A 25,273-nucleotide genomic window follows, 5' to 3' on the forward strand; every position below is an offset into this window, starting at 1 on the left:
CTGCCTCACGTGGATACGCCTCTGAAACAGCGTCTGATTGGTGCCATCGTGCTGGTGGCGCTGGCCGTGATTTTCCTGCCGATGCTGGTCAAGGGACCCGCACCCGACAGCGGTGTGGCCAATGTGCCGATCGCCGCGCCGGATGCGCCCGCCGATGGCCAGTTCGAAACCCGCGAATTGCCGCTGGTCGCCCCGGCAGGCGGTGCCACCGGCCTGCAGACCGGTCAGGCCAAGCCGCTGCAGGACGCGGCCACGCCGGCCACCCCGCCGACCGTGGATACTTCGCCGGCAGTCGCTGCCGGCAACTATGCGGTCACCTTCGGTGCCTACGGCAGCAAGGCCGATGCCGATGCCGTGATCGCCTACCTGAAGCGTTCGCAGCTGCCGGGCTTCACTGAAACCGCCACCATCAACGGCCGTCAGGCATGGCGTGTGCGGGTCGGGCCGTATGCCGACCGTGCCCAGGCCGAGGCGGCCCGCCTGCAGGCGGTGAAGATCCGTGCGGATGTGAAGGCCGAAGTGATCACCCTGGATGCGTCGGCTGGCAGCAGTGCTCCCGTCGCGGCTACCCCGGCACCGGTTGCGCCGAGCGCCAGTACCCCGTCCGCAGCGACTGCGCCCTCGGCCAGCAGCAACCCGGTGCGCAGCGAAAGCCTGCCGCCGAGTACGCCGGTCGCGACCGCTCCGGCAGCCAAGCCCGAGCCGCCGAAGCCGGCGCCGAAGCCCGAAACCCCGAAGCCCGAGCCGAAGCCGGAGACCACCGCCAGCAAGCCGGCAACGGCCCCGGCCACGCCGGCAGCGCCGGCTGCCAGCGGCGTCGGCTTTGCTGTGCAGCTGGGCGCGTTCGGCCAGGCCAACGATGCCAATGCCCTGCGCGACAAGGTCCGCGCCGCCGGCTTCAGCGCTTTCGTCGAACAGGTGCGCACCGAAAAGGGCACCCTGCATCGCGTCCGCGTCGGGCCGGTGGCCAACCGCGGCGATGCCGAGCAGCTGAAGGCGCAGGTTGCCGCCAAGGTCGGCGTGGCCGGCATGGTGCGACCGCACCCATGACCCACGCGCAGCCTCGTTGCCAGCGCCGCCGAAGGAGCGGGGCGCCATGATCGACGTGGTGCTGCTGATCGTGATCGCCGCCTCGACCCTGCTGGGGATGCTGCGCGGCTTCGTGGGAATCGTCATCGGCACCCTGTCGTGGCTGCTGGCCGCGTGGGCTGCCTTCGCCTTCGGCAATGATGCCGCCCATTGGTGGGCCGCCCCGGCGGCCCCCGGTGGCGAACACTTCGTCGGTGGCTACCTGGGGGTCGGTATCGGCGTGATGATCGTGGTCGCGGTGATCGGCATGGTCATCAAGGCCCTGGTCCACCGCAGCATGCTGACCAGCCTGGACCGCCTGCTGGGCGGGGTGCTGGGCGCCGTGCGGGGCGGCCTGATCGCCGCGATCCTGCTGCTGCTGGGCAGTTTCACCCCGTTGACCGCCGAGCCCTCGTGGCAGCGCTCTGCGGTGCGCCCGCTGCTGAACCCCACGGTGGCCTGGATGAACAGCAAACTGCCGCACTGGGAGGTTCCCGGGGCCGATCTGCTGCCCAAGGCCTTGCCGACCGACGCCCTGTCCCCATCTGCATTGATGGCGTTGGGCAAGAACACAGGCGCCGGGTTGGGAAAGCCGGGCGCGGCAGGCGATAATGGCATCCTCAACCAGGTAGTGGCAGGCAGCGGATGGCTGCGGCCTGCGAAAGCGGAACAGGGCGACTCCTACGATCCGGCCGAAGTGCGCCCGGACGCTCCTGCACTGCCGGACAGTATCGAGCCGGGCGATCCGGCCAACGTCGACCGCAGGCGCGGCGACCACTAAAGGCCAGGCACGGCCACCTTCCTTGTAACTGGGCACCGCCCAGCGGAGACCTCGCACCATGTGTGGCATCGTCGGAATCGTCGGCAACCAGAACGTCGCCGGGCAGTTGTATGACGGCTTGACCGTCCTCCAGCATCGCGGCCAGGACGCGGCAGGCATCGCCACCGTCAACGGCAGCCGCCTGCGGGTGCAGAAGGCCACCGGCCTGGTCCGCGATGTGTTCGATGCCCGCACCATGTCCACACTGGAAGGCAGCGTCGGCATCGCCCATGTGCGCTACCCGACCGCCGGTTCGGAAGGCATGGACGAGGCGCAGCCGTTCTACGTCAATTCGCCGTACGGCATCGCGCTGGCCCACAACGGCAACCTGATCAATACCGAAGCCCTGCGCCAGCAGGTGTTCGAGCAGGACCGCCGCAATGTCAACACCGATTCGGACAGCGAAGTGCTGCTGAACGTGTTCGCCTACGAACTGGAACAGCAGCGCCAGCTGAGCCCGGAAGCCGCGATCCGCGCGGTGGCCGGCGTGCACCGCCGCTGCAAGGGTGGCTATGCGGTGGTCAGCGTGGTGCTGGGCCTGGGCCTGGTCGCCTTCCGCGACCCGCACGGCATCCGTCCGCTGGTGCTGGGCAAGCGCAGCCACGCCGAGGGCGATGAGTACATCGTGGCCTCCGAGTCGGCCGCGCTGGACGTGCTGGGCTTCCAGCGCGTGCGTGACGTGCAGCCGGGCGAAGCGCTGGTGATCACCGCGCGTGGCGAGCTGTTCTCGGAGATCTGTGCCGAGCCGGCCGAGCACACCCCGTGCATCTTCGAGTACGTGTACTTCGCACGCCCGGATTCGATGATCGACAACGTGTCGGTGCACAAGGCGCGCATGCGCATGGGCATCAAGCTGGGCGAGAAGATCCTGCGCCTGCGCCCGGACCACGACATCGACACCATCATCCCGATCCCGGATACCTCGCGCGACGCTGCGCTTGAGATCTCCAACGTGCTCGGGGTGAAGTACCGCGAGGGCTTCATCAAGAACCGCTACATCGGCCGCACCTTCATCATGCCGGGGCAGGGCGAGCGCGTGAAGTCGGTGCGCCGCAAGCTCAACCCGATCCATCTGGAGTTCCGCAACCGTGTGGTGCTGCTGGTGGACGACTCGATCGTGCGCGGCACCACCAGCCAGCAGATCGTGCAGATGGCCCGTGATGCAGGCGCGCGCAAGGTCTACCTGGCCAGCGCGGCGCCGCCGGTGCGCTACCCGAACATCTACGGCATCGACATGCCGGCGGCCGAAGAGCTGGTCGCGCACAACCGCACCGTGGAAGAGATCGAAGCCCACCTGGGCTGCGACTGGCTGATCTACCAGGATCTGGAAGACATGGAAGCAGCGGTGAGCGAGGGCAATCCGGCGCTGCGCAACTTCGATTCGTCCTGCTTCAACGGCCACTACCCGACCGGTATCGAGCCGGGCTACTTTGAGCGCATCCAGCAGTTGCGTTCGGACGACGCCAAGCACAAGCGCCGCGCCTGAGGTCCAGGCGTGGTTGACGTGCCCGACGTTGGTGGCGACCTGCTGCGCGCTGCGCAGCAGTGCCTGGCCGAAGCCGACCCGCTGCGCAAGGTGGTGCTGACCCAGGCCTATGCCGCCGCGTTCCGTGCCGGCCGCCTGAAGGTGGCGGGCGATGCACCGCCGCCAGAGCCGATCCGCATGCCGGGCCGGCCGCCGCAGCTGGTACTGGTGCATCCGCGCGAAGTGCCGCGGCGCGGACTGGGTGGGGTGGAAGGGCGTGCCGCCTTCATCCACGCCATCGCCCACATCGAACTCAATGCGATCGACCTGGCCTGGGATGCGGTGTATCGCTTCCGTGGCCTGCCGCCAGCGTTCCATGCCGACTGGGTCAGCTGTGCCGACGACGAATCGCGGCACTTCATGCTGCTGCGCGAGCGTCTGCAGGCGCATGGCCACGACTATGCTGATTTCCCCGCGCACAACGGCCTATGGGAAATGTGCGAAAAGACGGCGCACGATGGTCTGGCACGCATGGCGCTGGTGCCGCGCGTGCTGGAGGCGCGCGGCCTGGACGTGACACCGGGCATGATCGAGAAGCTGCGCAATGTCGGCGATGGCGAGACCGCCGACGTACTGGAAGTGATCCTGCGCGAAGAAGTGGCGCACGTTGCCGCCGGCTCGCGCTGGTACCGCTGGTACTGCGATCGCGCCGGCGTCGAGCCGCGCGCACGTTTCAAGGAACTGCTGGTGGAGTACGCCGGCGGCTACCTGCATGGACCGTTCAACATCGAAGCGCGCCTGCTGGCCGGCTTTGATGAGGATGAGCTCGCCAACCTGGTTGAACAGGCCGGTTGAAGAAAAGGGGACGGAGGGGATTAAGTCGTTTGTGCCACAAACGACTTAATCCCCTCCGTCCCCTTTTTTCAGGCGTTCGGCAACACCACGCGCTTGCCATCCACCGTCGGCCGGTTGATGTAGAACAGGCCTGGACCCGGGCGGTACGGCAGTTCGCTGACGCCGGCATCGGCGGCGTAGGTCAGTGCGGTGTCGCCCAGTGCATCGAAGTTCCAGTGCGCCGACTGCATCAGGTAGCGCCGCCGCAGCAGCGCCTCCTGTGTCTGCGTCAGCGGCTGCCCGGCCACCAGGCGCCGTGCGATCGGCTGCAGGGCGGACGGCAGCTCCCAGCCGGGCACTTCGGTTGCATTGGCAGTCCATTGCAGGCCGGCATCGATGGCCTGCTGCTGCATCACCTGCAGTGCGATCAGCTGGTAACGCCAGTCGATGCGCCGACGCAGCACCACCGCGGCGGTCACATACAGCACCGGTGACAACAGCACGCTGCGGCTGCCGGCGCGACGCTGCTGTTGCCATTGGTGCCAGACATCCACCCAGATTTCCTTTTCGTCCACGCCCAACTGCTGGCGCCAGCGTTCGGCATCGGCCTGCGTTTCGGCGTAGGCCGTGGTGGTCTTCAGCATCGCCAGCGGCGGGATCTGGTAGTCGGCAACGGCGGGGCGGCGCAGTTGCTGGCGGCGTGGGCGGCTGAGCAGCTTGGGGCCTTCTTCCAACTGGTTGTAGCCGCCCCCGATGTTGGCGTGCACACCGGGCAGGGCGATCTCGGTGAATGGCGGCGCCACGCTCGTCAGCGGATAGTGCTGGCGATGTTCATCGCGCGCGGTGAGCTGCACTACGCGGGAGGCGATGCCACTGCGCAGAGCCAGTTGTGGCTGTTCATCAGCGCGGCCGCCATTGACCGCGACCACGGTGTCGAACAGACCCATGAAGCGAAGCACCGGCGTGGCAGGTGCGAAGTCGGTTGCACAGCCAAGGCCTGAGACCTGCAGCAGCTGGCGCCAGTGCGCGCTGTCCCAGTCCTGCAGCTGGTTGGCGATGTCACGTGCCGCGGCAGCGCCTCGCGAAAACCCGAACAGATCCAGCTGCACGCCACGCAGCGGCTGCCGCCAGCGCGTGGACAGTTCCGCTAGCGCGGCCGGCAACAGCAGCTGCAGCGCGCGCTGCACTTTCGCCCGCACGCCGCTGGCACCGATACCGAAGGCCAGCCCGATCAGATCGTCGTCGGCGTCATCGCGGGTACCCACGCCTTCCACGTAGATCGACAGCGAAGGCGTGGCCATCGCATCGCGGCGGCTGTCCGGATACAGCTGCTGCAGGCGGGCGATGTTGGTCAGGCCGTTGTCGTAGCTGCTGGTCAGCCGGCTCTGGTAGGTCGAATCGTCATCCGCGCGCAGCTGCGCTGGGCGTGGTTGCGGCAGCTGGGGTCGACCACGCGCCAGGTTGTGTGCGTTGTTGCGGGTGCCATCGAAGAACAGGCCGATCCGCAGCAAGCCGACATCTTCGTCCATGTCCTGCGATGGTGCCATGTGCATGTCCCGTCGTGGCTGTGTCACGGTAGCGCGAAAGCGGTGTATTGGCGAAGTGTAGTGACGCTTTTGACCTTACTTAACGCAAACGCGGTGGATCACAGTTCCTGATTTTCATTCCCATCCTCTATTGAATTCACACGGCCCGCGCAGGCCATATGGCCAAACCCGGCAAACCCCGGGCGTGCTGCATCAACGCTGTTCACATCATTCAAGGAGCGACGCAATGTTGTCCAGATCGATTGGCAAAGCGGCAGGTGGCGTGGTGTTGGGTTTGTCGGTGGCAGCGGCCGCGCACGCGGCACCGTTGTTCGAGCCGGTGACGGTCATCAGCCGGGCATCGGCCAACAGTGAGCCCGCGCTGGGCAAGCTGCTGGCCACCCCGTCCACGGCGACGGTACAGGAGGTGCGTGTCGATGCTGCTGCCACCGCGCAGCCGCAGCTGGAGTTCGAACTGCTTGGCCAGCGCGTGCAGGCGGCGCGCAGCAAGGTTGAAGCACTGCCTGATGGCGGCAGTATCTGGTACGGCCAGTTCCGCTCACCCTCGGACAAGCTGACCGCCGCCACGTCCAATGGCCAGGACGATCCGGGCAATTCGCTGATCCTGGTGCGCTCGGGCAACACCATCACCGGTTCGATCCGCAAGGACGGCAAGCTGTATCGCCTGCGCCCGCTGGGCAACCGCCATGTACTGGTGGAAGTGGATGAATCGCGGATGCCTGCCGATCATCCGGCCGACTACAACCAGCTGCCGAAAATCCCGATGGGCAACAACGATCGCATCGGCATCGCGCAGGCCTCGTCCGGTAGCCCGGCCACCATCCGCGTGCTGGTGGTTGCGACCAATGCAGCGGTAACGGCTTATGGCGGCAACATGCAGTCGCTGGTGCAGCTGGCGGTGGCCGAATCCAACCAGGGTTATGTCAACAGCAACGTCGGCATCACCATGGAACTGGCCCGCTACGAGACCACCAACTACACCGAATCGGGCAGCTTCGATACTGATCTCGCGCGCTTCCGTGGCACCAGCGACGGCTACATGGACAGCATCCACACCAGTCGAAACACCTACACGGCAGACGTGGGCGTGCTGCTGATCAACAACACGGCGTACTGCGGCCTGGCGTCGGGGATCGGCTCGACGGCGTCGACGGCGTTCGCTGCGGTGTACTGGGATTGCGCAACCGGCTATTACTCGTTCGCGCACGAGATCGGCCATCTGCAGAGCGCGCGGCATGACATCGCCACCGACTCGAGCACCTCGCCCTACGCCTATGGCCACGGCTATCGCTACGAGCCAGCCACCGGCACCGGTTGGCGCACGATCATGGCCTACAACTGCACCCGTAGCTGCCCGCGCCTGAACTACTGGTCCAACCCGAACATCAGCTACAACGGCATCCCGATGGGCAATGCCAGTACCGCCGACAACCAGCGCGTGCTGGTCAATACCAAGGCCACCATCGCGGCCTTCCGCTGAGGCCAAGTGCCGACCAGCGGCGGCGTCTACCCGGGTGTGTGCACCTGCCCTGGTAGACGCCAACCTTGGTCGGCACCCTGCGATCCATCATTGGCGCGCGAGCGTATCCAGCGACCAGCCGCCGGCATCCACGCGCAGCACCGATCCCTGCTCGTACCAGTCGCCCAGCACGATGCGGTTGCAGGTGCGGCCACCGGCCTGCAGCGTGTGCACCGCCGGGCGATGGGTGTGGCCGTGGATCATGGTGTCCACGCCATGGCGCACGAAGGTGGCATCGACTTCGGCCGGAGCCACATCGGTCACGGTCTCGAACTGCGCACGATCGCCCTGCTTCATTTCCGACTGGCGAGCCTGGCTGGCGTCGCGTGCCTTCTGCGCGAAGGCGATGCGCGCGGCCAGCGGCTGCGACAGGAACTGCGCCTGGAACACCGGGTCGCGCGTCTGTGCACGAAACTGCTGGTAGGGGATGTCGTCCGTGCACAGCAGGTCACCGTGCTGCAGCAGCACCGGGCGACCGTACAGGTCAATCACGCATGGGTCGGGCAGGATGCGCAGGCCGGCACGGCGCGCATAGTCTTCACCGAGCAGGAAGTCGCGGTTGCCGCGGATGAAGTACACCGGCACGCCGCTGTCGGAGAGTACCTTCAGTGCGTCGGCCACCGCATCGGCGGCAGGCGAGGGCGTGTCGTCGCCGATCCAGGCTTCGAACAGGTCGCCGAGGATGTACAGCGCATCGGCGCCGGGCGCCTGTTCGCGCAGGAAGCGCAGGAACAGGTCGGTGATCTCCGGACGGCTGGGGTCCAGATGCAGGTCGGAAATGAACAACGTCGTCATACGGGCATTCTAGGGCATCCACCGCCGGGCATGGCCCGGCGCTACCGGAGGGATCTGACCCCGGGGGTCACACCGGCAGCGGCAACCAAGCCAGGCTGGCCGACGCCAGCAGCACCGCGATGCCCGTCGCGGCCAATACGTCGCTGGGATAATGCAGGCCCAGCACCACGCGCGACAGTGCGACGCCGGCGGTGAACGGCACCAGCAGCGGAGCCAGCCACGGGTAGTAGGCCAGTGCCACGATGGTGAACGACACCGCGTGCAGAGTGTGCCCGGAGGGGAAGCTGAACTCGTCCAGCGGTGCCACCCACGCGCGGATGCGCAGGTCGGCCGCATACGGGCGCGGGCGCCGGGTCCAGCGCTTGAGGCCCTTGTACAGCAGCAACGCGGCCAGACCGGTGGCGGCCATGTGCACCGACGCGCGCAGGCCGTCGAAGCCATCGAGCAGCACCAGCGCGCCCATCAGCACATACCAGAACACGCCATCACCGAGCCGGCTGATGACAGCGAACAGGCGACGCACGCGGCGGCGGCGACAGTAGTGGTTGGCCCGCCGGCACAGGCGTGCTTCGCGGTCGGCCAGCAGTTCAAGCGGCGTGGTGCGCATGGCCGCTCCTCCGCGACTGCGCCAGTTCGGCCAGCAGGGCATCGAATTCCGCCACCACCTGCTGCGGATGCAGGCGCTTCATCGCGCGTGCGGCATTGCTGCCCAGCGTCTGGCGCTGCGCGTCATCGGCGGCCAGCTGCACGGCCGCTTCGATGAACTGCTCATCGGTGTCCACCGCCGCGCCATTTTCGCCATTGCGCAGGTACTCGCGGGCAGCGCCATAGTCGAAGGCCACGGTTGCCACGCCACTGGCCATGCTTTCGAGGGTCACGTTGCCGAAGGTCTCGCTGCGGCTGGGGAACAGGAACAGGTCGCCGCTGGCGAAATGCCGGGCAAGCGCGTCACCCCGCTGGATGCCGCAGAAGATGAAGTCGGGGTTTTCATGCGCCAGTTTTTCGCGCGCAGGGCCATCACCCACCCACACGAAGCGGGCCTTGGGACGGATCTGCTGCAGGCGGCGGAATGCCTTCACCGCCAGGCCAAGGTTCTTTTCCGCGGCGATGCGGCCGACGTAGATCGCCACCAGGCCGTTGCCGTCCACACCCCACTCCTCGCGCAGCGCCGGATCACGGCGGCTCGGATCGAACTGCTGGCTGTCGACCGCACGTGCCAGCAGGCGTACGCGTTCGAAACCCTGTTCACCGAGGAACTGCTGCAGTTCGCGGGTGGGCACCAGGGTTGCATCGGCCTGGTTGTGGAAGCGACGCATCCAGCGCATCGCGGCCGCCTGCAGCCAGGCCACACCGTAGTCGGGTAGGTATTCGTCGAAGCGGGTGTGGAAGCCACTGGCCACCGGAATGCCGAGGCGCCGTGCAGTGCGCACGGCCGACCAGCCCAGCGGGCCTTCGGTGGCGACATAGACGGCATCCGGGCGTTGCTGCTGCCAATGGCGGCCGAGCCGGATCGGGGCCGGCAGCCCGAAGCGCAGGCCGGGGTAACGCGGCAGGGCGGCGCCGGGAACCAACAGGGTGCCCGCTGCAGAGTCCAGCGCTTCACTGGCCTGTCGCGGGCGGATCAGGTCGATCTCGTGGCCGGAGTTGCGCAGTCCCTGTTCCAGCCCCTGCACGGTCAGGGCAACGCCGTTCACTTCCGGCGGGTAGGTCTCGGTGACGATGGCATAGCGCATGGCGGGCCTCCGGGTTTCCGGCATGCTCGGTGCTGGCGATGTAGCCGATATGACCGCTTTGCGACCGCCGGATGACGCGCCCCCGGGCCATGCGCCACCACGGCCCCGGAGGGCCGTGATGGGCAATGCTGGCAGGGCGGTGGATCAGAAGCGCTGCTGGTATTTCATGTAGATGAAACGGCCGATGTCGAAGCCGCCGTAGTAGGAGAAGTTGGAGCTCGGCTGGCTGTACATGACCGGTCCCTGGCGACCGAACACGTTGTTGGCGCCGATCGAGACGGTCGCATCCCACGGCAGGCTGTAACGCGCCTGCACGTCGTGGAAGGTGACCGATCCGCGACGGTTGTAATCACGCGTGCCGCTGAACCACGGTGCGCGCTGGTCGGGGTGCGAACACTCGTTCGGATACTCATCAACGCCCAGGCAGCGCTCCTTGACCGCAGAGAAGTAACGCAGGCCCCAGGTCAGACCGAGGTTGCCACGTTCCCAGCCCAGCGATGCGTTGGAGCGCACGCGGAAGCCGATGCCATCGTCGGTGGCGATGCCATTGCTGGGAACCGGCGGCACATCCGCCTCGTTGGTGGTGCGCTCCACCGCGGCAACCACATAGGTGGTTTTCCAGTCTGCGCTCAGCGTGCCCCAAGGCGTTTCGACCTTGTGGCCGACCTCCAGGTCATAGCCTTCGGCCTGGCGGAAGCCACTGTTGCGACTGCCGTACCTGAGCTTGTTGACGATGCCCAGCTCCGGGTCACGGGTGAAGCTGCTGCAGCGCTCGGCAATGCCCAGTTCGTAGCAGTCGCGGAGGATGGCGTTGGGATGGTCGGAGACGATGGTGTTCTCAATGCGGATCTTCCACCAGTCCAGCGCAATGTGCAGCCCTTCAGCGAATGTCGGGCTCCAGACCAGGCCCAGGGTGCGGCTGGTCGAGGTTTCCGGCTTCAGGTCGGGATTGGAGCCGTTGGTGAAGGGCACCGGCGTCTGCCCGCTGCTGCCGGTGATCGGTTCGTTGCCCTGGCCGAGCTGGCGGTAACTTTCCGCGTTGGTGATGTCGGCAGCGCAGCGGGCACGCACCTCCGGGCTGCTGGCGGCCGCGCCGTACACGCTGTCGCAGGGATCGCGGAAGCCGGTGGTGAAGGTTTCCGAGCCGCCGCCGTAGAGGTTGGAGATGGTCGGTGCACGGAAGCCCTGCGCCCAGGTACCACGGACCAGCAGCTGATCGATCGGCTTCCAGCTGAAGCCGAACTTGCTGTTGAGGGTTCCGCCGAAGGTGGAATAGTCCGAGTAGCGCGTCGCTGCATTGAGCGTCAGCTCGCGCGCACCGGCGAGGTCGCGCAGCACCGGCACGCTCAGCTCCAGATAGGCCTCGTCGACGCGGTAGCCACCGCCGGTGGGGCCTGCGGCGAGGTTGGTGGTGGCCCCGGTCTGCGCCAGCGCGTCGGGAATGAAACGACCGTCCTCGCGGCGGCTCTCGGCGCCCACGGCAAAGCCCAGTTCCCCTGCGGGCAGTGTGGCGAGGCTTCCACTGAGACTGGCGAACAGGCTGCGGGTGGTGGTGCGGCCACGAGTGAGTTCTTCGGGGAACAACCAGTCCTGCAGTTCCTTGTTGCCGGTCAGGCCATAGGGATCATCCTGGCCATACGGCACCAGCGGATTCCACGGCTTGCAGCCGGCAATCGGTGCTCCCGGGGTGCCGCATTCAACCTTGCCGGTTTCCGGGTTGAAGAACGAGGGGCCAGTGGCATCGGCCACGCGCTGCTTGTGCAGGTTGCCGGTGGCACGCTGGGTCAGCTCGCTGCGGTTGTACTGGTAGCCGGTTTCCCAGTCGAAATCCCGGCCGCCGAGTTCGAAGCTGCCTTCAAAGGCAGCAACGCCCTGCCAGGTGGTCAGTTCGCTGGTGCTGACCCGCGGAACCTCCCAGGTGCGGCGGTTCCAGTGCACATCGCTGGGGTTGCCATAGCCGTGGTGGCTGCCGAACGGGTTGAACCAGCTGTCGGCGGACATCGGCGTGATGCCGGCTGCGCCGGACTGGAACGGATAGCCGGCGACCTGGCGCGTAGTGGTGCGCCGGTTGTAGGACAGCTGGGTATTGAAGCGGACCTGGTCGTTCAGATCCACGCGCGCGTCGACGAAGATCGAGTCACGCTTGATCGGCGTCTGCAGGTGCATCTGCTCGTTGCTGTTGCTGACATCACCGGTGAACGGCGTGTTGTCACTGAGGTGGAAACTGTCCGGCCCGCCCGGCTGGCTGCCGCGATCGAGCGAATAGCTGCAGCCACGGGCGCTGCTGCAGCCCGGGCCCCTGAAGCCGACGATGCGCCCCCACTGGCCGACCGTGGTCCAGCCATCGTCCGGATGGCGGTCGGTATAGGTGTAGGCGCTGAAGCCGCGGTCCTTCGCCCACACACCCTTTTCTTCGACGTGCTCGGCCGCGACGCTGATCGAGGCGCGGTCATTCGACCAGCCGGCAACCACGTCGTACTGGGTACGGGCGCCATCGCCTTCGCTGTACTGGCCGTGGTAGACGCTGGCGGTGACACCTTCAACGTTGCGGCGGGTGATGATGTTGACCACGCCGGCCATCGCGTCGGCGCCGTAGATGGCCGAGGCGCCGTCCTTGAGCACTTCCATGCGCTCGACGGCGGCTGCGGGAATGCTGGAAATGTCCTGGTACCCGCTGGTGGTCATGCCCAGGCGCTTGCCGTTGACCAGCACCAGGGTGCGCTGTGCACCGAGGCCGCGCATGTTCACATAGCTGCCGCCCGCGGCTTCGCCCGCACTGAGCGGGCTGGCACGGCTCAAGGCCGGGCTGCCGGTTGCGGTCAGGTTCTGCAGGATGTCGGCAACGGAGTTGAAGCCCTGCCGCTCGATGTCGGCGCGGCTGATGGTCAGCACCGGCTGTGCGGTTTCCAGATCGACCTGGCGGATGCGCGAGCCGGTGATCTCGATGCGGTCCAGCGTGGTGGCTTCTGGTGCCTGCTGGGCGAGTGCCGGTGTGGCCAGTGCTGCGGTTGCCGTCATCGTCAGTGCACGACGGATCGCCAACCCCAGTTCGGGAATACGGATGGTCATGGGTCTCTCTCTCGGTCTTCGAAGTCTTCGGAACACAGCCAGGCGGGGCTGCGTCAATCCCACCGCGATGGTGGACGTTCGAACCTAGTGAAGACCGGTGCGGAGACGTATGGGGAAACGACGAAAGCACCATAGACAGTCGTGACGCTTCTGCACAAAGCAGAAGTAAATCAATCGATTGCTCCAAGCAGTGGCAGTGCAGCAAAAGCAGCGCAGAGGACCGTGCCTCTGATTGAACGCCTCAAGGTCAATGTGGAAAGCGACAGTCTGCGCGGGGCAGAAAAAAACCACGGCCCCGAAGGGCCGTGGTCGTCGAGATTCCGCAGTGCGGATGGATCAGAAGCGCTGCTGGTACTTCATGTACATGAAACGACCGATGTCGTAGCCACCGTAGTAGGAGAACGACGAGTTCGGCTTGCTGTACATCACCGGAGCTTCCTTGCCGAACACATTGTTCGCGCCCACCGAAACGGTGGCATCCCACGGCAGGTTGTAGCGGAACTGCACGTCGTGGAAGGTCACCGCACCGCGCTCGTTGTAAGCGGTCGGCGACTTCAGCCACGGAGCCAGGAAGGTCGGATCGGAGCACTCGTCCGCATACCGCGAGGCGTTGAGGCAGCGCTCCTTCACACCGGAGTAGTAGCGTGCCGTCCAGCTGACGCCGAAGTCACCCACGTCCCAGCCCAGCACCAGGTTCGAGCGCACGCGGAACGCAAGGCTGGTGGCGGTGCCGATGGTGTTGGCAACGCCGTTGATCGGCGTGATCGCTTCGCGGACATCATTGGTGGAGCGGTAGACGTTCTTGCTCACATAGGTGCTGGTCCAGCCCGCGCTCAGCTTGCCGTAGCTGGTGTCGACGCGGTAGCTGACATCCAGGTCATAACCTTCGGTCTCGGCGAAGCCGGCGTTGCGGTTGCCGAACTTCAGGCCGGTGACGATGCCGTTGGACGGGTCGCGGGTGAAGCGGCTGCAGCGCGATTCAATGCCCTGCTCATAGCAGTCCCTCAGGATCTGGTTCGGGCTGTCACCGACGATGGTGTTGTCGATGCGGATCTTCCACCAGTCCAGCGCCACGTTGAAGTTGCTGATGAAGGTCGGGCTCCACACCAGGCCCAGCGTCTTGCTGGTCGAGGTTTCCGGAACCAGCAGCGGGTTCGAGCCGGACACGAACGGCGTCGGGGTCGCATCCTGCGCCGTCGTTACCGGCGTGTTGCCCTGCTTCAGCTGGCGGAAGTTGGCGGCATCGGCGATGTCACGCGCGCAGCGCGAGCGGACTTCGGCACTGCCCTTGGCCGAGCCGAACACGGTGTCGCACGGATCGCTGAACTGCGCGAAGGTTTCCGAACCGCCACCGTACAGATCGTTGATGGTCGGTGCGCGGAAGCCTTCCGCCCAGGTACCACGGACCAGCAACTGGTCGATCGGCTTCCACTTGAAGCCGAACTTGCTGTTGAGCGTGTTGCCGAAGGTGTTGTACTTGGAATAGCGGGTGGCGGCATTGAAGCTCAGCTCGCGCGCGCCGGGCAGGTCGGCCAGCACCGGCACGTTGAGCTCCAGATAGGCTTCCTTCACGTTGTAGCTGCCACCGGTCGGGCCCGCGGCCAGGTTGGTGGTGGCGCCGGTCTGGGCCAGGGCATCGGGCGTGTAGCGGCCGTCTTCCTTGCGGCTTTCCACGCCGAAAGCGAAGCCCAGGTCGCCGGCCGGCAGGGTCATGATGCTGCCGGACAGGTTGGCGAACGCGTTCTTGGTGGTGGTGCGGCCGGTGGTGTGCTCCGCCGGGAACAGCCAGGCCATCAGCGCTTCATTGCCGGTCAGTCCGTTGGGATCGGTCTTGCCGTAAGGCACCAGCGGATTCCACGGCATGCAGCCGTCGATCACCGCACCCGGACGGCCGCACACCACTTTGCCGGTGGCCGGATCCAGGAACGACGGACCCACGGCGTCACGCACGCGCTTCTTGTGCAGGTTTCCGGTAGCGGTGGCGGTCAGCTCGTTGCGGTTGTACTGGTAGCCCACGTCCCAATCGAAGTAGCGCTGACCGATCTCGAACGTGCCATCCAGCGACACTACCGCGCGGTAGGTCTTCAGTTCGCTGGTGCTCACGCGCGGGATTTCCCAGGTGCGGCGGTTCCAGGCCACATCGGTTGGCTTGGCATAGCCGTGCTGGTTGCCGAACGGATTGAAGTAGCTGTCCTTGGACATCAGGCCGGTGGCGGTCGGGTCACCCGAGATCGACACCGAGCTGGACTGCAGCGGGTAGCCTGCAATCTGGCGCTCTGCCGAACGCTTGTTGTAGCCGAATTCGGTGCGCAGGTTGACCTGGTCGGTGATCTTGAAGCGACCGTCGAAGTACACCGAATCACGCTTGAGCGGATACATGACGTGCATCTGTTCGTTGGCGTTGCTGACGTCGCCGGTGAACGGAGTCGCGTCGGTCAGGTGGTAGTTGGCCGGGTTGGTCGGGTCGGCGCCGCGGTTGAGCGAGTAGCCGCAACCCTGGCTGGTGTTGGTGCAGCCGGGGCCACCCTTCAGGCCGGTCACCTGGCCCCACTGGCTCAGCGTGGTCCAGTTGGAGGCATCGTCCGGGTGGCGGTCGCTCACGCCGTACTTGCTGAACCAGCGGTCCTTGGCCCAGACGCTCTTTTCTTCGGAATGTTCCAGTGCCAGGGTCAGCGAAACGCGGTCATTGCTCCAGCCGCCGACCACGTCGAAGCGGTCACGGGCGCCGTCGCCTTCGCTGTACTGGCCGTGGTAGACGTTGGCGGTCACGCCGTTGACGTTGGAACGGGTGATGATGTTGATCACGCCCGCCATCGCGTCGGAGCCGTAGATGGCCGACGCGCCGTCCTTCAGCACTTCGATGCGCTCCACCGCCGACACCGGCAGCGAGGACACGTCCTGCAGGCCCGAGGTGCTGATGCCCAGGCGCTTGCCGTTGACCAGCACCAGGGTGCGCTGCGCACCCAGGTTGCGCATGTCGATGTAGGTGCCGCCGGTGTTTTCGCCCGAGCTCAGTGCGTTGGCGCGGCTGATCGCCGGGCTGCCCATGGCGGTGACGTTCTGCAGGATGTCGGCCACCGAGCTGAAGCCCTGGCGCTCGATGTCCACGCGGGTCATTGCCAGCACCGGCTGGGAGGTCTCCACATCGACCTGGCGGATGCGCGAACCGGTGATTTCGATGCGATCCAGATTGGTCGGCGATGCGCTGCCGTTGTCCTGGGCGAAGGCCGGCAGCGCGGCCAGGGCGGTGGTCGTCACCAGGGCGTGGGCAATGGCCTTGCCCAACACGGTACGTGAAGTCATTACGTTCTCTCTCTCTCAAAGACGTAGGGAGATGCCCAAAAAAGCACCCAATTGCCCAGCGGAAATGCGCCGGCGACCCAATACTAGTCTCGGTAGTTAAGAGTTTGTAAATAGACTATGTCGAAATAATTCACCACGTATCGTTGATGTGATGAAAATGTGAAGGAAATCGCGGGGTTGCAGATAACCTGGTCTATAACGACGACGGGTTGATGCTGCGGTGCAGCGCGGATTGCGCGCGGGCCGGGCGTCGTCCCGGTCCGGATCAGGCCACGAACGGCCGGAACTGGATGCCCAACCCTGCAATGCCGTCGGTCTCGCCGATCAGGTCCGCGCGCAGCAGAGGGCGGGCATCGATGAAGGCCTGCGGCACAATCAGCGACAGGCGGTTGTCGTCGGCGGTCAGTTCCAGCGCCGGCAGCGGGGCGTCCTCATGGGCGCGATTGAGCAGCACCGCCAGCCGCAGCAGGGCGGCCAACCGGCGTGCGGTCAGCAGCAGGCGCTCGGGCAGGGCGTCGAAGGCGGTCTTGGTCACGCTGCGACGGTGGCTGCGCACCAGGGCGGCCAGCATCTGCTGTTCCTGCCGCGAGAAGCCGGCGATATCCGAGTGCTCCAGCACATAGCTGCCATGCACGTGGTAGCCGCTGTGGGCAATCATCAGGCCCAGTTCGTGCAGGCGCGCAGCCCAGCCGAGCATGCGCGCGTCGTCGGCATCGAGCCGCCAGCGTTCCTGCACCTGCTCCAGCAGTGACAGGGCGGTGTCCTGGACGCGATCGGCCTGCACGGTATCGATGCCGTAGCGCTGGCTGAGCGCCGCCACCGATTCATCGCGCAGGTCGTTCTCGCCAGCGCGGCCGACGATGTCGTACAGGATGCCTTCGCGCATCGCTGCCTTGCTGACCAGCAGCTTCTGCAGGCCCAGCGCCTGGAAGGCGGCCTCCAGCACCAGGATGCCGCCGGCGATGATCGGACGACGGTCGCTGGACAGGCCCGGCAGCTGGATGTCGTCGATCTTCTTTGCCTTCAGCAGTTCGTCGCGCAGTTGCGGCAGCGCCTCGGCGGTGATCGCGCCCTTGCTCAGCTTCATCGTCGCGCAGATCTCGCTGATCGCCTTGTGCGTGCCCGATGAGCCCAGGGCTTCCTGCCAGCCCAGCGCGCGGTACTTGCTGGCGAAGGGCTGGAACTCGCGGCCGATCTCGGCCAGCGCATCCTTCCAGCGCTTCTTGCTCAGCTTGCCGCCGGGGAAGAAGCGTCGGGTGCTGGCGATGCAGCCGGCCTGAAGGCTTTCGCGCTCCAGGGTCTGCATGCCCATGCCAATGATGAATTCGGTGGAGCCGCCGCCGATGTCGATCACCAGCCGGCGCTGGCCGGGCTTGGGCGGTTGCGCGTGGGCCACGCCCAGGTAGATCAGGCGCGCTTCCTCGCGACCGCTGACCACTTCGATGGCATGCCCCAGTGCGGTTTCGGCTGGAACCAGGAACGACTGCGGCGAGCGCAGCTGGCGCACGGTGTTGGTGGCCAGTGCGCGTACCCGGTGCGGCGGCACGTTGCGGATGCGCTGGCCGAAGCGGGCCAGGCATTCCAGCGCGCGCTGCCGCGCGGCGGAGGAGAGCCCACCTTTGCCGTCCAGGCCATCGGCCATGCGCACGGTCTCGCGCAGGCGGTCGATCACCCGCAGCTGGCCGAGCGTGTAGCGCGCGATGACCATGTGGAAACTATTGGAGCCAAGGTCGATGGCGGCCAGCAGGTCGCCATCCTGCAATGCGGGCGGAGTCGTGGTGGTATGCGGCATGGACGAATGTTAGCCGAAGGGGCGGTGTGCTCGTCACCGCGCGGCCTTCACATTTTGTGGGGGGAGTGCGGCAGGGCTGCGCCCTGCACCCGCAGAGGCAACGTCAACGTCAACGTCAAAAGCGGGGTATCCGTGGGATGGCGGGGTGGGTCCGCTTGCGGGGGACGGCGCAAGTACGTCCATGTAGCCTCGGTCGCGCTTGCTCGTGTGCGCTGTCGTGCGCACACGGCAAGACCGGGGTTGGGCGTCCTGCCCAACCCGCCCGAGGCATGCCTCGGGCCCATGGCGTTCACGCCCCCGCAACCGGACCCACCCCGCCTTCGACAGAATTCCGCTGCTGTTGGTAGGTGCCGACCGTTGGTCGGCACTGATCCAGTCCCGACTAGAATCGGTGCCTACCGCTCCTGGTAGGTGTCGACCTTGGTCGACACACCGGGTTACAGCCCCTGCATCAATGCCATCTGAGCAGAATGCGGGGCTTCGTCGTGGGCCGGGGCACGCTTGTGGTAGATGCCGTCGGCATCCAGTTCCCAGGCGTTGAGGTTGTCGTCCAGATAGTTCTGCAGGACTTCGCGGTAAACCCGCTTGGCCAGTTCCGGATCGAGGATCGGGAAGCAGGTCTCGACACGGCGCAGCAGGTTGCGCTCCAACCAGTCGGCGCTGGCACAGTACATCTCCGGTGCCCCGTCGTTGCCGAACCAGTAGACGCGGCTGTGTTCCAGGAAGCGGCCGACGATCGAGCGCACGCGGATGTTGTCCGACACGCCCGGCACGCCCGGGCGCAGGGTGCAGGCGCCGCGGATGATCAGGTCGATCTGCACGCCGGCCTGCGAGGCGGCGTACAGCGCGCGCACCACCTGTGGTTCGTTCAAGGCATTCATCTTGGCGATGATGCGCGCTGGGCGGCCGGCGGTGGCGATGCGCGTTTCGCGCTCGATGCGACCGAGGATGCCGGTGTGCAGGGTGAAGGGCGACTGCAGCAGGCGCTTGAGCTTCATCTTCGAGGCCAGCCCGGACAGCTGCTGGAACAACAGGTGCACGTCGTTGCCGATGTCCGCGTCGGCGGTGATCAGGCTGATGTCGGTGTACGCGCGGGCGGTACCGCTGTGGTAGTTGCCGGTGCCCAGGTGCACGTAGCGGCGCAGCTTGCGGCCTTCGCGGCGCACGATCAGCAGCATCTTGGCGTGGGTCTTGTAGCCGACCACGCCGTACACCACCTGCACGCCGGCTTCCTGCAGGCGATCGGCCAGGCCCAGGTTGGCTTCTTCGTCGAAGCGTGCGCGCAGCTCGACCACCACGGTCACGTCCTTGCCGTTGCGCGCGGCTTGGATCAGGGCATCGACAATCAGCGAATCCTTGCCGGTGCGGTACAGGGTCTGCTTGATCGCCAGCACGTTGGGGTCGATCGCCGCCTGCCGGATCAGGTCCAGCACCGCCGTGAAGGCATCGAACGGGTGGTGCAGCAGCAGGTCCTGGCGCGCCGCGGTCTCGAAGATGCCGTCGCTGTCGCGCAGCGTGCGCGGGGTCATCGGCGGGTATTTCAGGTCCGGCTGCGCGATCAGGTCGTACAGCTGGATGATGCGGTTGAGGTTGACCGGGCCGTCGATGCGGTACACCGCGTTCTCGGTCAGGCCGAAGTTCTGCAGCAGGGTGCGCACGATGTCGCGCGGCATGTCCTGCGCGATTTCCAGGCGCACCGCCGGCCGGTAGCCACGGTCGACCAGTTCGTCGCGCAGTGCCAGCGCCAGGTTTTCCACTTCTTCCTCGTCCACCACCAGCTCTGAGTTGCGGGTGACGCGGAACTGGTAGGCACCCTGGACTTCCATGCCCGGGAACAGCTCATCGACAAAGGTCGACAGCACCGAGGACAGGAACACGAAGTTCTGCGGGCCGCCGAGCTTCTCCGGCAGCTGGATGATGCGCGGCAGCGAGCGCGGTGCACGCACGATCGCCAGATGGCCGGCGCGGCCGAAGGCATCGGTGCCCTTCAGCACCACCACGATGTTCAGTGATTTGTTGAGGATCTTCGGGAACGGATGCACCGGGTCCAGGCCCAGCGGCGACAGCACCGGCATGATCTCGTTGCGGAAATAGGCGCGCAGCCAGCGCCTCTGCCGATCGGTCCAGGAATGGCGACCGAGCACGCCGATGCCGGCCTCCATCAGCGCCGGGCGCAGCGTCTCGTTCCAGCAGCGGTACTGCTGGTCCACCAGTTCGGCGGCGCGGTCGTGGATGGCATTGAGGATGGCCTGCGGGCTCATCCCGTCCGGCGCGGGCGGCAGGCCGAATTCCTGCGCATGGCGCACGGCGGCAGCACGGATCTCGAAGAACTCGTCGAGGTTGGTGCAGGAGATGCACATGAAGCGCAGGCGCTCCAGCAGCGGCACCTGCGGGTCCATCGCCTGCGCCAGCACGCGGAAGTTGAAATCCAGCTGCGACAGTTCGCGGTTGATGTAGAGCGCCGGGTCGCGCAACGGATCGTTGTCCGGGCTCACGGGGAGGGGGAGGGATCCGAGGCTGCTCATGGCGTCAATCTTCGATGGAAGTCAGGGGGGCGGACTCGCGCGGGCGCACGTGGTCGGCATCGAAATGGCAGGAGAACACCGAGCCCTTGCCGACCTCGCTTTCAATCTCCAGCCGCGCGTGGTGCAGGCCGAGGATGTGCTTGACGATGGACAGGCCCAGGCCGGTACCGCCGCTTTCGCGGGAACGACTGCTGGAGACACGGTAGAAACGTTCGGTCAGGCGTGGCAGGTGGGTGGCCGGGATGCCGTAGCCGGAATCGCGCACCGCCAGCACCGCGCCATCGCCTTCGCGGCGGAACTCGACCGCGATGCGGCCGCCGGCGGGCGTGTAGCGCACTGCATTGGTGACCAGGTTGGAGAAGGCGCTGTGCAGCTCCTTGGTCGATCCCTGCAGGTCAATGCCGGCCAGGTCGTCGATGCTGATCTGGTGGCGGCCCTGGCTGTGCGCTTCGGCTTCGCGGCGCAGGGTGGCCAGCATCGGCTGCATGGCCACGGTCTCTTCTTCGCTGTGTTCCTGCGATTCGAGGCGTGACAGCGTCAGCAGGTCCTCCACCAGCTGGGCCATGCGCTGGCTCTGCTTGCGCATTTCTTCCAGCATTGGTCCGGTGCCCGGGAAATCCTCCGGGTCCATCATGTCCAGGTAGCCGTGGACCACGGTGAGCGGCGTACGCAGCTCGTGTGAAACGTTGGCCACGAAATCGCGGCGCACCTGTTCCAGGCGCAGCAGCTTGCTGACGTCGCGGGCGATCAGCAGCCAGTAGTCCGACGAATAGGGAATCAGGCGCAGGTTAAGGCGGATCGCCGGATCGACCGGCGAAGGCACATCAAGGATCGGCTCGGCATTGCGGCCACCGGCCAGCCAGTGCGCCAGCGGCATCGGCTGCAGGCGCTCGACCAGGGCTTCGCCAAGGTCGCCCGGATGATGCAGGCCAAGCAGGGCGGTGGCCGCTTCGTTGAACCACTGCACGCGCTGGCTGTTGCGGTCCAGTACCACCACGGCATCGGGCAGCGCGGCGGCAGCAGCGCGGTAGCTGCGCAGCATGTCCAGCAGGCGGCGCTTGCGCACGCGCATTTCCACCTGGTTGCGGTACAGCAGGCGGTCCAACTCGTTCCAGACGCCGGTGCCTTCCTCGGCGGTGTCCCAGCGCTGGCGTGCGGTCAGCCGGCGCAGAACGCTGCGCAGGCGCCAGTAGTGCCAGGCCAGGGTGGCCAGCGCGCCCAGTGCGATGCACAGCCACAGATGCCCCGAGAGCCACCCCACCAGTCCGGCGAACAGCAGTACCGCGGCAACGGTGGCCAGGGTCTTCAACCAGGCAGAGCGGATGTGGCGGGGCATTGCGATCTCGTCGTTGAGGTGCGGCGGTTCACTGGGGTGAACCGAGGGTTATAGCAGAGTTGCCGGCGCCGGCACCCGCGGGTGCGTGGCGCCGGCACGACGAGACTCAGGTGGCGGTGGAGAAGCGGTAGCCGGCGCCGCGCACGGTCTGCACCATGTTTTCGGCGTTGAACGGCTCCAGCGTTTTGCGCAGGCGGCGGATGTGCACGTCGATGGTGCGCTCCTCCACGTACACGCTGCCGCCCCACACATGGTCCAGCAGCTGGGCGCGGGTGTAGACGCGCTCGGGGTGGGTCATGAAGAAGTGCAGCAGGCGGTATTCGGTCGGGCCGATCGGCACCGGCTGGTCGTTGGCGAACACGCGATGCGCGGCGCCGTCGATGCGGATCGGGCCGACCGCCACGCTGCCGTCCTCGTCGTCCTCGCGGGCGCGGCGCATGACCGCACGGATGCGGGCCAGCAGTTCGCGCGCCGAGAACGGCTTGACCACGTAATCGTCTACACCGGCCTCGAGGCCGCCGACGCGGTCGTTTTCCTCGCCACGGGCGGTCAGCATGATGATCGGCACTTCGCGGGTCAGGGTTTCCTTGCGCCAGCGGCGGGCCAGGTCCAGGCCGCTGGTGCCGGGCAGCATCCAGTCCAGCAGGATCAGATCGGGAACCCGGTCGGCGATCGCGGTCTGGGCCTCACGGGCATCGCCGGCGTGGACCGGTTCGTAATCGCCCTTGCGAAGGGCGAAGGCGACCATTTCACGGATCGCGGGCTCGTCATCGACGATCAGGATGCGTTTCTGCACGAGGACACCGTAGGGCTCGGTTACTGGAGTGGTGCCAGTAGACTACGGTTTGATGACATGTTTGTGACTACCGGGCCGGAACCGGCATGGATTGCCATCGACCGGTCATGCAGCGCTCAGCGGCGGTCCAGATCCGGGTCCTGCACGCCCTGGCGGCGCAGTTCCAGCACGGTGGGCGTGATCGCTTCGATGCGTGCGTCCACCCGGGCCCGGCCGACATAGTCCAGTGCCGGGTTGCGCTTGAGCGCCTGCAGCTGCATCAGCGATTGTTCCGGGCGGCCGCTGAGGAAGGCCGCCTCGGCATAGGCTTCGCTGGCGCGCACGCTGTCACCGGCCAGTTCGCTGGCGCGGGCGTACCGCTGCTGGAAGACCGGATCGTTACCACTTTGCGACAACAGCGGCCGCAGCATCGCCTGCGCACGCTGGCCGGCCTCGCGGGTGCCCTGTTCGTTCAGGATCTCGGCATAGGTCAGTGCCACCGGACGGCTGTTGGGGTGCTCGCGCAGCAACTGTTCGAAACGGCTGTTGGCCTGCGCGCCCAGTCCGGCACGCGATTCGGCCTCGCCCAGCCCCAGTGCCAGCCACAGGTTGTCCGGTCGGGTCTGCAGCAGGCTGGCCAGGGTCTGCCGGGCCTGCGTGGCGCCGCTGCGGCCGCCGCGCATGATCGCCAGGGCCTGGCCGTAGCGCTGGGCTTCGTTCAGGCCATCCTTCTGCCGCTTGGCCAGATCGGCATACTCGCGTTCCAGTTCAGGGGTGGAATCAGCGCTGAGCACACGCAGGCGCTCGCGCGCCCAGTCGAAGTCACCGCTGGCGCCGCGGGCGAGCTGGCCCATCGGAATGCGCAGCACGCTGCTGGGCAGCAGCGGGTTGTTTCCGCGCAGCATCGGCTCGGCCAGGCTCGGGTCGGCCGGATCGACCCGCTCCCTGCGCTCGCCACTGGGGGTGCTGGTGGTCAGCAGCACCGTGTCCTTCTTCATCTGCTCGGCGCGGGCCTTGGCCTCGCTGATGCGGGTGATGTTGACCGGATGGGTCCGCAGGAACTCGGGCACGCTGTAGCCGCCCTCGTTGCCGCGCATCGCCGAGGCCATCCGCTCGAAGAAGCCGGCCATGGCATCCACGTCGTAGCCGCTGCGCGACAGGGTGCGGATGCCGAGGCGGTCGGCCTCGGACTCGTTGGAGCGGGTGTAGTTGATCTGCCGCTGCTGCATCAGGCCCATGCCGGAGCTGATCGCGGCCATCGTCGCGTTGCCGGAGGAGGTGCTGTTGCTGGCCTGCGCGGCCACCACCGCCGCCAGCATGCCGAGCAGGATCGGGATCTGGTCGCGTTGGGCACGCTCGACCCCGCGCAGCACGTGCTGCTGGGTGACGTGGGCGATTTCGTGGGACAGCACCGCAGCCACCTCGTCCTCGCGCTCGGCGGTCAGCACCAGGCCGGCATTGACCCCGATGTAGCCGCCCAGCGTGGCGAAGGCGTTGATCTGGCGGTCCTTCATCACGAAGAAGGTGTAGGGCTGGCGCGGCTGGTCGCTGTTGGAGCCGAGGCGGGTGCCCATGGTCTGCAGCCAGTCGTTGACCAGCGGATCGTCCAGCAGGTAGCCATAGTTGCGCAGCTCGCGCAGCATCATCGCGCCGTATTCGGCTTGCCGGGCCGGAGTCAGCAGCTCGCCGGCCGACGAGCCGATGTCGGGCAGCTTCTCCTGGGCCTGGGCCAGCGGCATGGCCAGGGCCAGGGTGACGGCGGTAGTCAGCAGCAGGGCTCGCAAGCAGGAGGTCCTCGGGCGGGGCGCGCCAAGCGTGGCAGGTCAGGGGGCAACCATTCGTTAATCCACAGTGTTGCGGCCGTGGCGTGGAATTTCCAGCGCACCGGTACCATATGTAGACCGTCGATCCATCGTGGAGTTTCCCGTGACAGCCCAGACCGCCGGCGGTGCCCCCGCCATCACCCTCTATTCCACCGCCGTCTGCCCGTACTGCGTGGCCGCCAAGAACTTCCTGAAGAGCAAGGGCCAGCAGTGGACCGAGGTCCGCATCGACCTGGACCCGGCCGAGCGCGAGAAGATGATCGCGCTGACCCGCCGCACCAGCGTGCCACAGATCTTCGTCGGCGACGTCCATGTGGGCGGCTACGACGACATGATGGCCCTGCACCGTGAAGGCAAGCTCGAGCCGCTGCTGGCCGGGCAGGGCCAGGCATGAGCGCGGTCGACGACGGCAGCAGGGATCGCATTGCCGAGTTCACCGATTTCCGCAAGCGCATGAACGAGCGCATCCTGGGCGAGCCGAACCAGGTGGTGCGCCGCTTCTTCGCGCTGGATACGCAGACCTACCAGGCCGGCGCGCTGGACGTGAAGACCAAGGAGCTGCTGGGGCTGGTGGCCTCGATGGTGCTGCGCTGCGACGACTGCATCAGCTACCACGTGGCCCAGTGCAAGGACGCCGGCGTGACCCGCGAGGAGTTCTTCGAGACCTTCTCGGTCGGCCTGGTGGTCGGCGGCTCGATTGTGATCCCGCACCTGCGCCGCGCGGTCGACTTCCTCGACCAGCTTGAAGGTGGCGCCGCCGCCCCGGCAGCGCACGAGCACTGAGGGTAGTGCCGGCCGCTGGCCGGCAACCCGGCCATGCCGGGTTCAGGCGATGCCGGCCAGCGGCCGGCACTACCGGACCTGCAAGG

At 66.6% G+C, this 25,273-nt stretch carries 17 protein-coding genes and 1 pseudogene; 7 read left to right on the forward strand and 11 right to left on the reverse strand.

The window, feature by feature from the left end; all coding sequences use genetic code 11:
• Positions 1-9: 9 nt before the first annotated feature.
• The 4 genes and pseudogenes from N5J73_RS07335 to N5J73_RS07350 all read left to right on the forward strand — a co-directional run bounded on the left by N5J73_RS07335 (position 10) and on the right by N5J73_RS07350 (position 4,208).
• Positions 10-1,050, forward strand: coding sequence for an SPOR domain-containing protein (locus tag N5J73_RS07335; RefSeq protein WP_049447303.1), 1,041 nt, complete (start codon positions 10-12; stop codon positions 1,048-1,050).
• Between the two features lie 46 nt (positions 1,051-1,096).
• Positions 1,097-1,877, forward strand: a pseudogene (locus N5J73_RS07340) (CvpA family protein).
• A gap of 30 nt (positions 1,878-1,907) precedes the next feature.
• Positions 1,908-3,374 (forward strand): amidophosphoribosyltransferase, encoded by a 1,467-nt coding sequence (gene purF, locus N5J73_RS07345; RefSeq protein WP_012510177.1) that lies wholly within the window; start codon positions 1,908-1,910, stop codon positions 3,372-3,374.
• Positions 3,375-3,383: 9 nt separating this feature from the next.
• A complete protein-coding gene (locus N5J73_RS07350) occupies positions 3,384-4,208 on the forward strand; it encodes a ferritin-like domain-containing protein (RefSeq protein WP_049447306.1) in 825 nt (274 codons plus the stop codon).
• 68 nt (positions 4,209-4,276) lie between these two features.
• Here N5J73_RS07350 and N5J73_RS07355 read toward each other — a convergent pair whose 3' ends face one another.
• Entirely contained in the window at positions 4,277-5,734 is a 1,458-nt protein-coding gene (locus N5J73_RS07355; protein ID WP_049447232.1) for a DUF2235 domain-containing protein, read from the reverse strand.
• A 226-nt stretch (positions 5,735-5,960) separates the two neighbouring features.
• Between N5J73_RS07355 and N5J73_RS07360 the strand changes: the two genes are divergently transcribed.
• On the forward strand, positions 5,961-7,214 hold the full coding sequence (locus N5J73_RS07360; protein ID WP_049447230.1) for a zinc-dependent metalloprotease: 1,254 nt from the start codon (positions 5,961-5,963) through the stop codon (positions 7,212-7,214).
• An 87-nt stretch (positions 7,215-7,301) separates the two neighbouring features.
• On the opposite strand, the gene lpxH is transcribed toward N5J73_RS07360, so the two are convergent.
• The 10 genes from lpxH to N5J73_RS07410 form a co-directional block, all read right to left on the reverse strand.
• Positions 7,302-8,048, reverse strand: a complete 747-nt coding sequence (lpxH, locus tag N5J73_RS07365) for a UDP-2,3-diacylglucosamine diphosphatase (protein ID WP_049447228.1) — start codon at positions 8,046-8,048, stop codon at positions 7,302-7,304.
• A 67-nt stretch (positions 8,049-8,115) separates the two neighbouring features.
• A complete protein-coding gene (locus N5J73_RS07370; RefSeq protein WP_049447227.1) occupies positions 8,116-8,655 on the reverse strand; it encodes a phosphatase PAP2 family protein in 540 nt (179 codons plus the stop codon).
• Positions 8,636-9,781, reverse strand: a complete 1,146-nt coding sequence (locus N5J73_RS07375) for a glycosyltransferase family 1 protein (protein ID WP_049447225.1) — start codon at positions 9,779-9,781, stop codon at positions 8,636-8,638. Before N5J73_RS07375 ends, N5J73_RS07370 begins: the two co-directional genes overlap by 20 nt.
• A 144-nt stretch (positions 9,782-9,925) precedes the next feature.
• A complete protein-coding gene (locus tag N5J73_RS07380) occupies positions 9,926-12,850 on the reverse strand; it encodes a TonB-dependent receptor (RefSeq protein WP_049447223.1) in 2,925 nt (974 codons plus the stop codon).
• Between the two features lie 336 nt (positions 12,851-13,186).
• Positions 13,187-16,153 carry a TonB-dependent receptor gene (locus N5J73_RS07385; RefSeq protein WP_049447221.1) on the reverse strand — a complete coding sequence of 989 codons (2,967 nt, stop codon included), beginning with the start codon at positions 16,151-16,153 and terminating at the stop codon, positions 13,187-13,189.
• 265 nt (positions 16,154-16,418) lie between these two features.
• Positions 16,419-17,945 carry an exopolyphosphatase gene (gene ppx / locus N5J73_RS07390; protein WP_049447219.1) on the reverse strand — a complete coding sequence of 509 codons (1,527 nt, stop codon included), beginning with the start codon at positions 17,943-17,945 and terminating at the stop codon, positions 16,419-16,421.
• Between the two features lie 437 nt (positions 17,946-18,382).
• A complete protein-coding gene (ppk1, locus tag N5J73_RS07395) occupies positions 18,383-20,470 on the reverse strand; it encodes a polyphosphate kinase 1 (RefSeq protein WP_049447190.1) in 2,088 nt (695 codons plus the stop codon).
• Positions 20,471-20,474: 4 nt separating this feature from the next.
• The gene (gene phoR, locus N5J73_RS07400; RefSeq protein ID WP_049447191.1) at positions 20,475-21,806 is read right to left on the reverse strand and encodes a phosphate regulon sensor histidine kinase PhoR; all 1,332 of its coding nucleotides are present in this window, start codon (positions 21,804-21,806) and stop codon (positions 20,475-20,477) included.
• Between the two features lie 106 nt (positions 21,807-21,912).
• Complete coding sequence (gene phoB / locus N5J73_RS07405) at positions 21,913-22,602, reverse strand: phosphate regulon transcriptional regulator PhoB (protein WP_005408258.1); 690 nt, start codon at positions 22,600-22,602, stop codon at positions 21,913-21,915.
• 116 nt (positions 22,603-22,718) lie between these two features.
• Positions 22,719-24,365, reverse strand: coding sequence for a M48 family metalloprotease (locus N5J73_RS07410; RefSeq protein WP_049447192.1), 1,647 nt, complete (start codon positions 24,363-24,365; stop codon positions 22,719-22,721).
• A gap of 142 nt (positions 24,366-24,507) precedes the next feature.
• On the opposite strand from N5J73_RS07410, the gene grxC reads away from it, so the two are divergent.
• Both grxC and N5J73_RS07420 read left to right on the forward strand, forming a co-directional pair.
• The gene (grxC, locus tag N5J73_RS07415; RefSeq protein ID WP_049447194.1) at positions 24,508-24,798 is read left to right on the forward strand and encodes a glutaredoxin 3; all 291 of its coding nucleotides are present in this window, start codon (positions 24,508-24,510) and stop codon (positions 24,796-24,798) included.
• Positions 24,795-25,187 carry a carboxymuconolactone decarboxylase family protein gene (locus tag N5J73_RS07420; RefSeq protein WP_049447196.1) on the forward strand — a complete coding sequence of 131 codons (393 nt, stop codon included), beginning with the start codon at positions 24,795-24,797 and terminating at the stop codon, positions 25,185-25,187. Before grxC ends, N5J73_RS07420 begins: the two co-directional genes overlap by 4 nt.
• Positions 25,188-25,273 lie beyond the last annotated feature (86 nt).

This window comes from Stenotrophomonas sp. GD03654 (assembly GCF_029845105.1).
GTDB lineage: Bacteria > Pseudomonadota > Gammaproteobacteria > Xanthomonadales > Xanthomonadaceae > Stenotrophomonas > Stenotrophomonas africana.

Bases quoted from the DNA above. Each gene is read 5' to 3' on its own strand.
- purF (WP_012510177.1), top strand. From the start codon at position 1,908: ATGTGTGGCATCGTCGGAATCGTCGGCAACCAGAACGTCGCCGGGCAG.
- N5J73_RS07355 (WP_049447232.1), bottom strand. From the start codon at position 5,734: ATGGCACCATCGCAGGACATGGACGAAGATGTCGGCTTGCTGCGGATC.
- N5J73_RS07360 (WP_049447230.1), top strand. From the start codon at position 5,961: ATGTTGTCCAGATCGATTGGCAAAGCGGCAGGTGGCGTGGTGTTGGGT.
- lpxH (WP_049447228.1), bottom strand. From the start codon at position 8,048: ATGACGACGTTGTTCATTTCCGACCTGCATCTGGACCCCAGCCGTCCG.
- N5J73_RS07370 (WP_049447227.1), bottom strand. From the start codon at position 8,655: ATGCGCACCACGCCGCTTGAACTGCTGGCCGACCGCGAAGCACGCCTG.
- N5J73_RS07375 (WP_049447225.1), bottom strand. From the start codon at position 9,781: ATGCGCTATGCCATCGTCACCGAGACCTACCCGCCGGAAGTGAACGGC.
- N5J73_RS07380 (WP_049447223.1), bottom strand. From the start codon at position 12,850: ATGACCATCCGTATTCCCGAACTGGGGTTGGCGATCCGTCGTGCACTG.
- N5J73_RS07385 (WP_049447221.1), bottom strand. From the start codon at position 16,153: ATGACTTCACGTACCGTGTTGGGCAAGGCCATTGCCCACGCCCTGGTG.
- ppx (WP_049447219.1), bottom strand. From the start codon at position 17,945: ATGCCGCATACCACCACGACTCCGCCCGCATTGCAGGATGGCGACCTG.
- ppk1 (WP_049447190.1), bottom strand. From the start codon at position 20,470: ATGAGCAGCCTCGGATCCCTCCCCCTCCCCGTGAGCCCGGACAACGAT.
- phoR (WP_049447191.1), bottom strand. From the start codon at position 21,806: ATGCCCCGCCACATCCGCTCTGCCTGGTTGAAGACCCTGGCCACCGTT.
- N5J73_RS07420 (WP_049447196.1), top strand. From the start codon at position 24,795: ATGAGCGCGGTCGACGACGGCAGCAGGGATCGCATTGCCGAGTTCACC.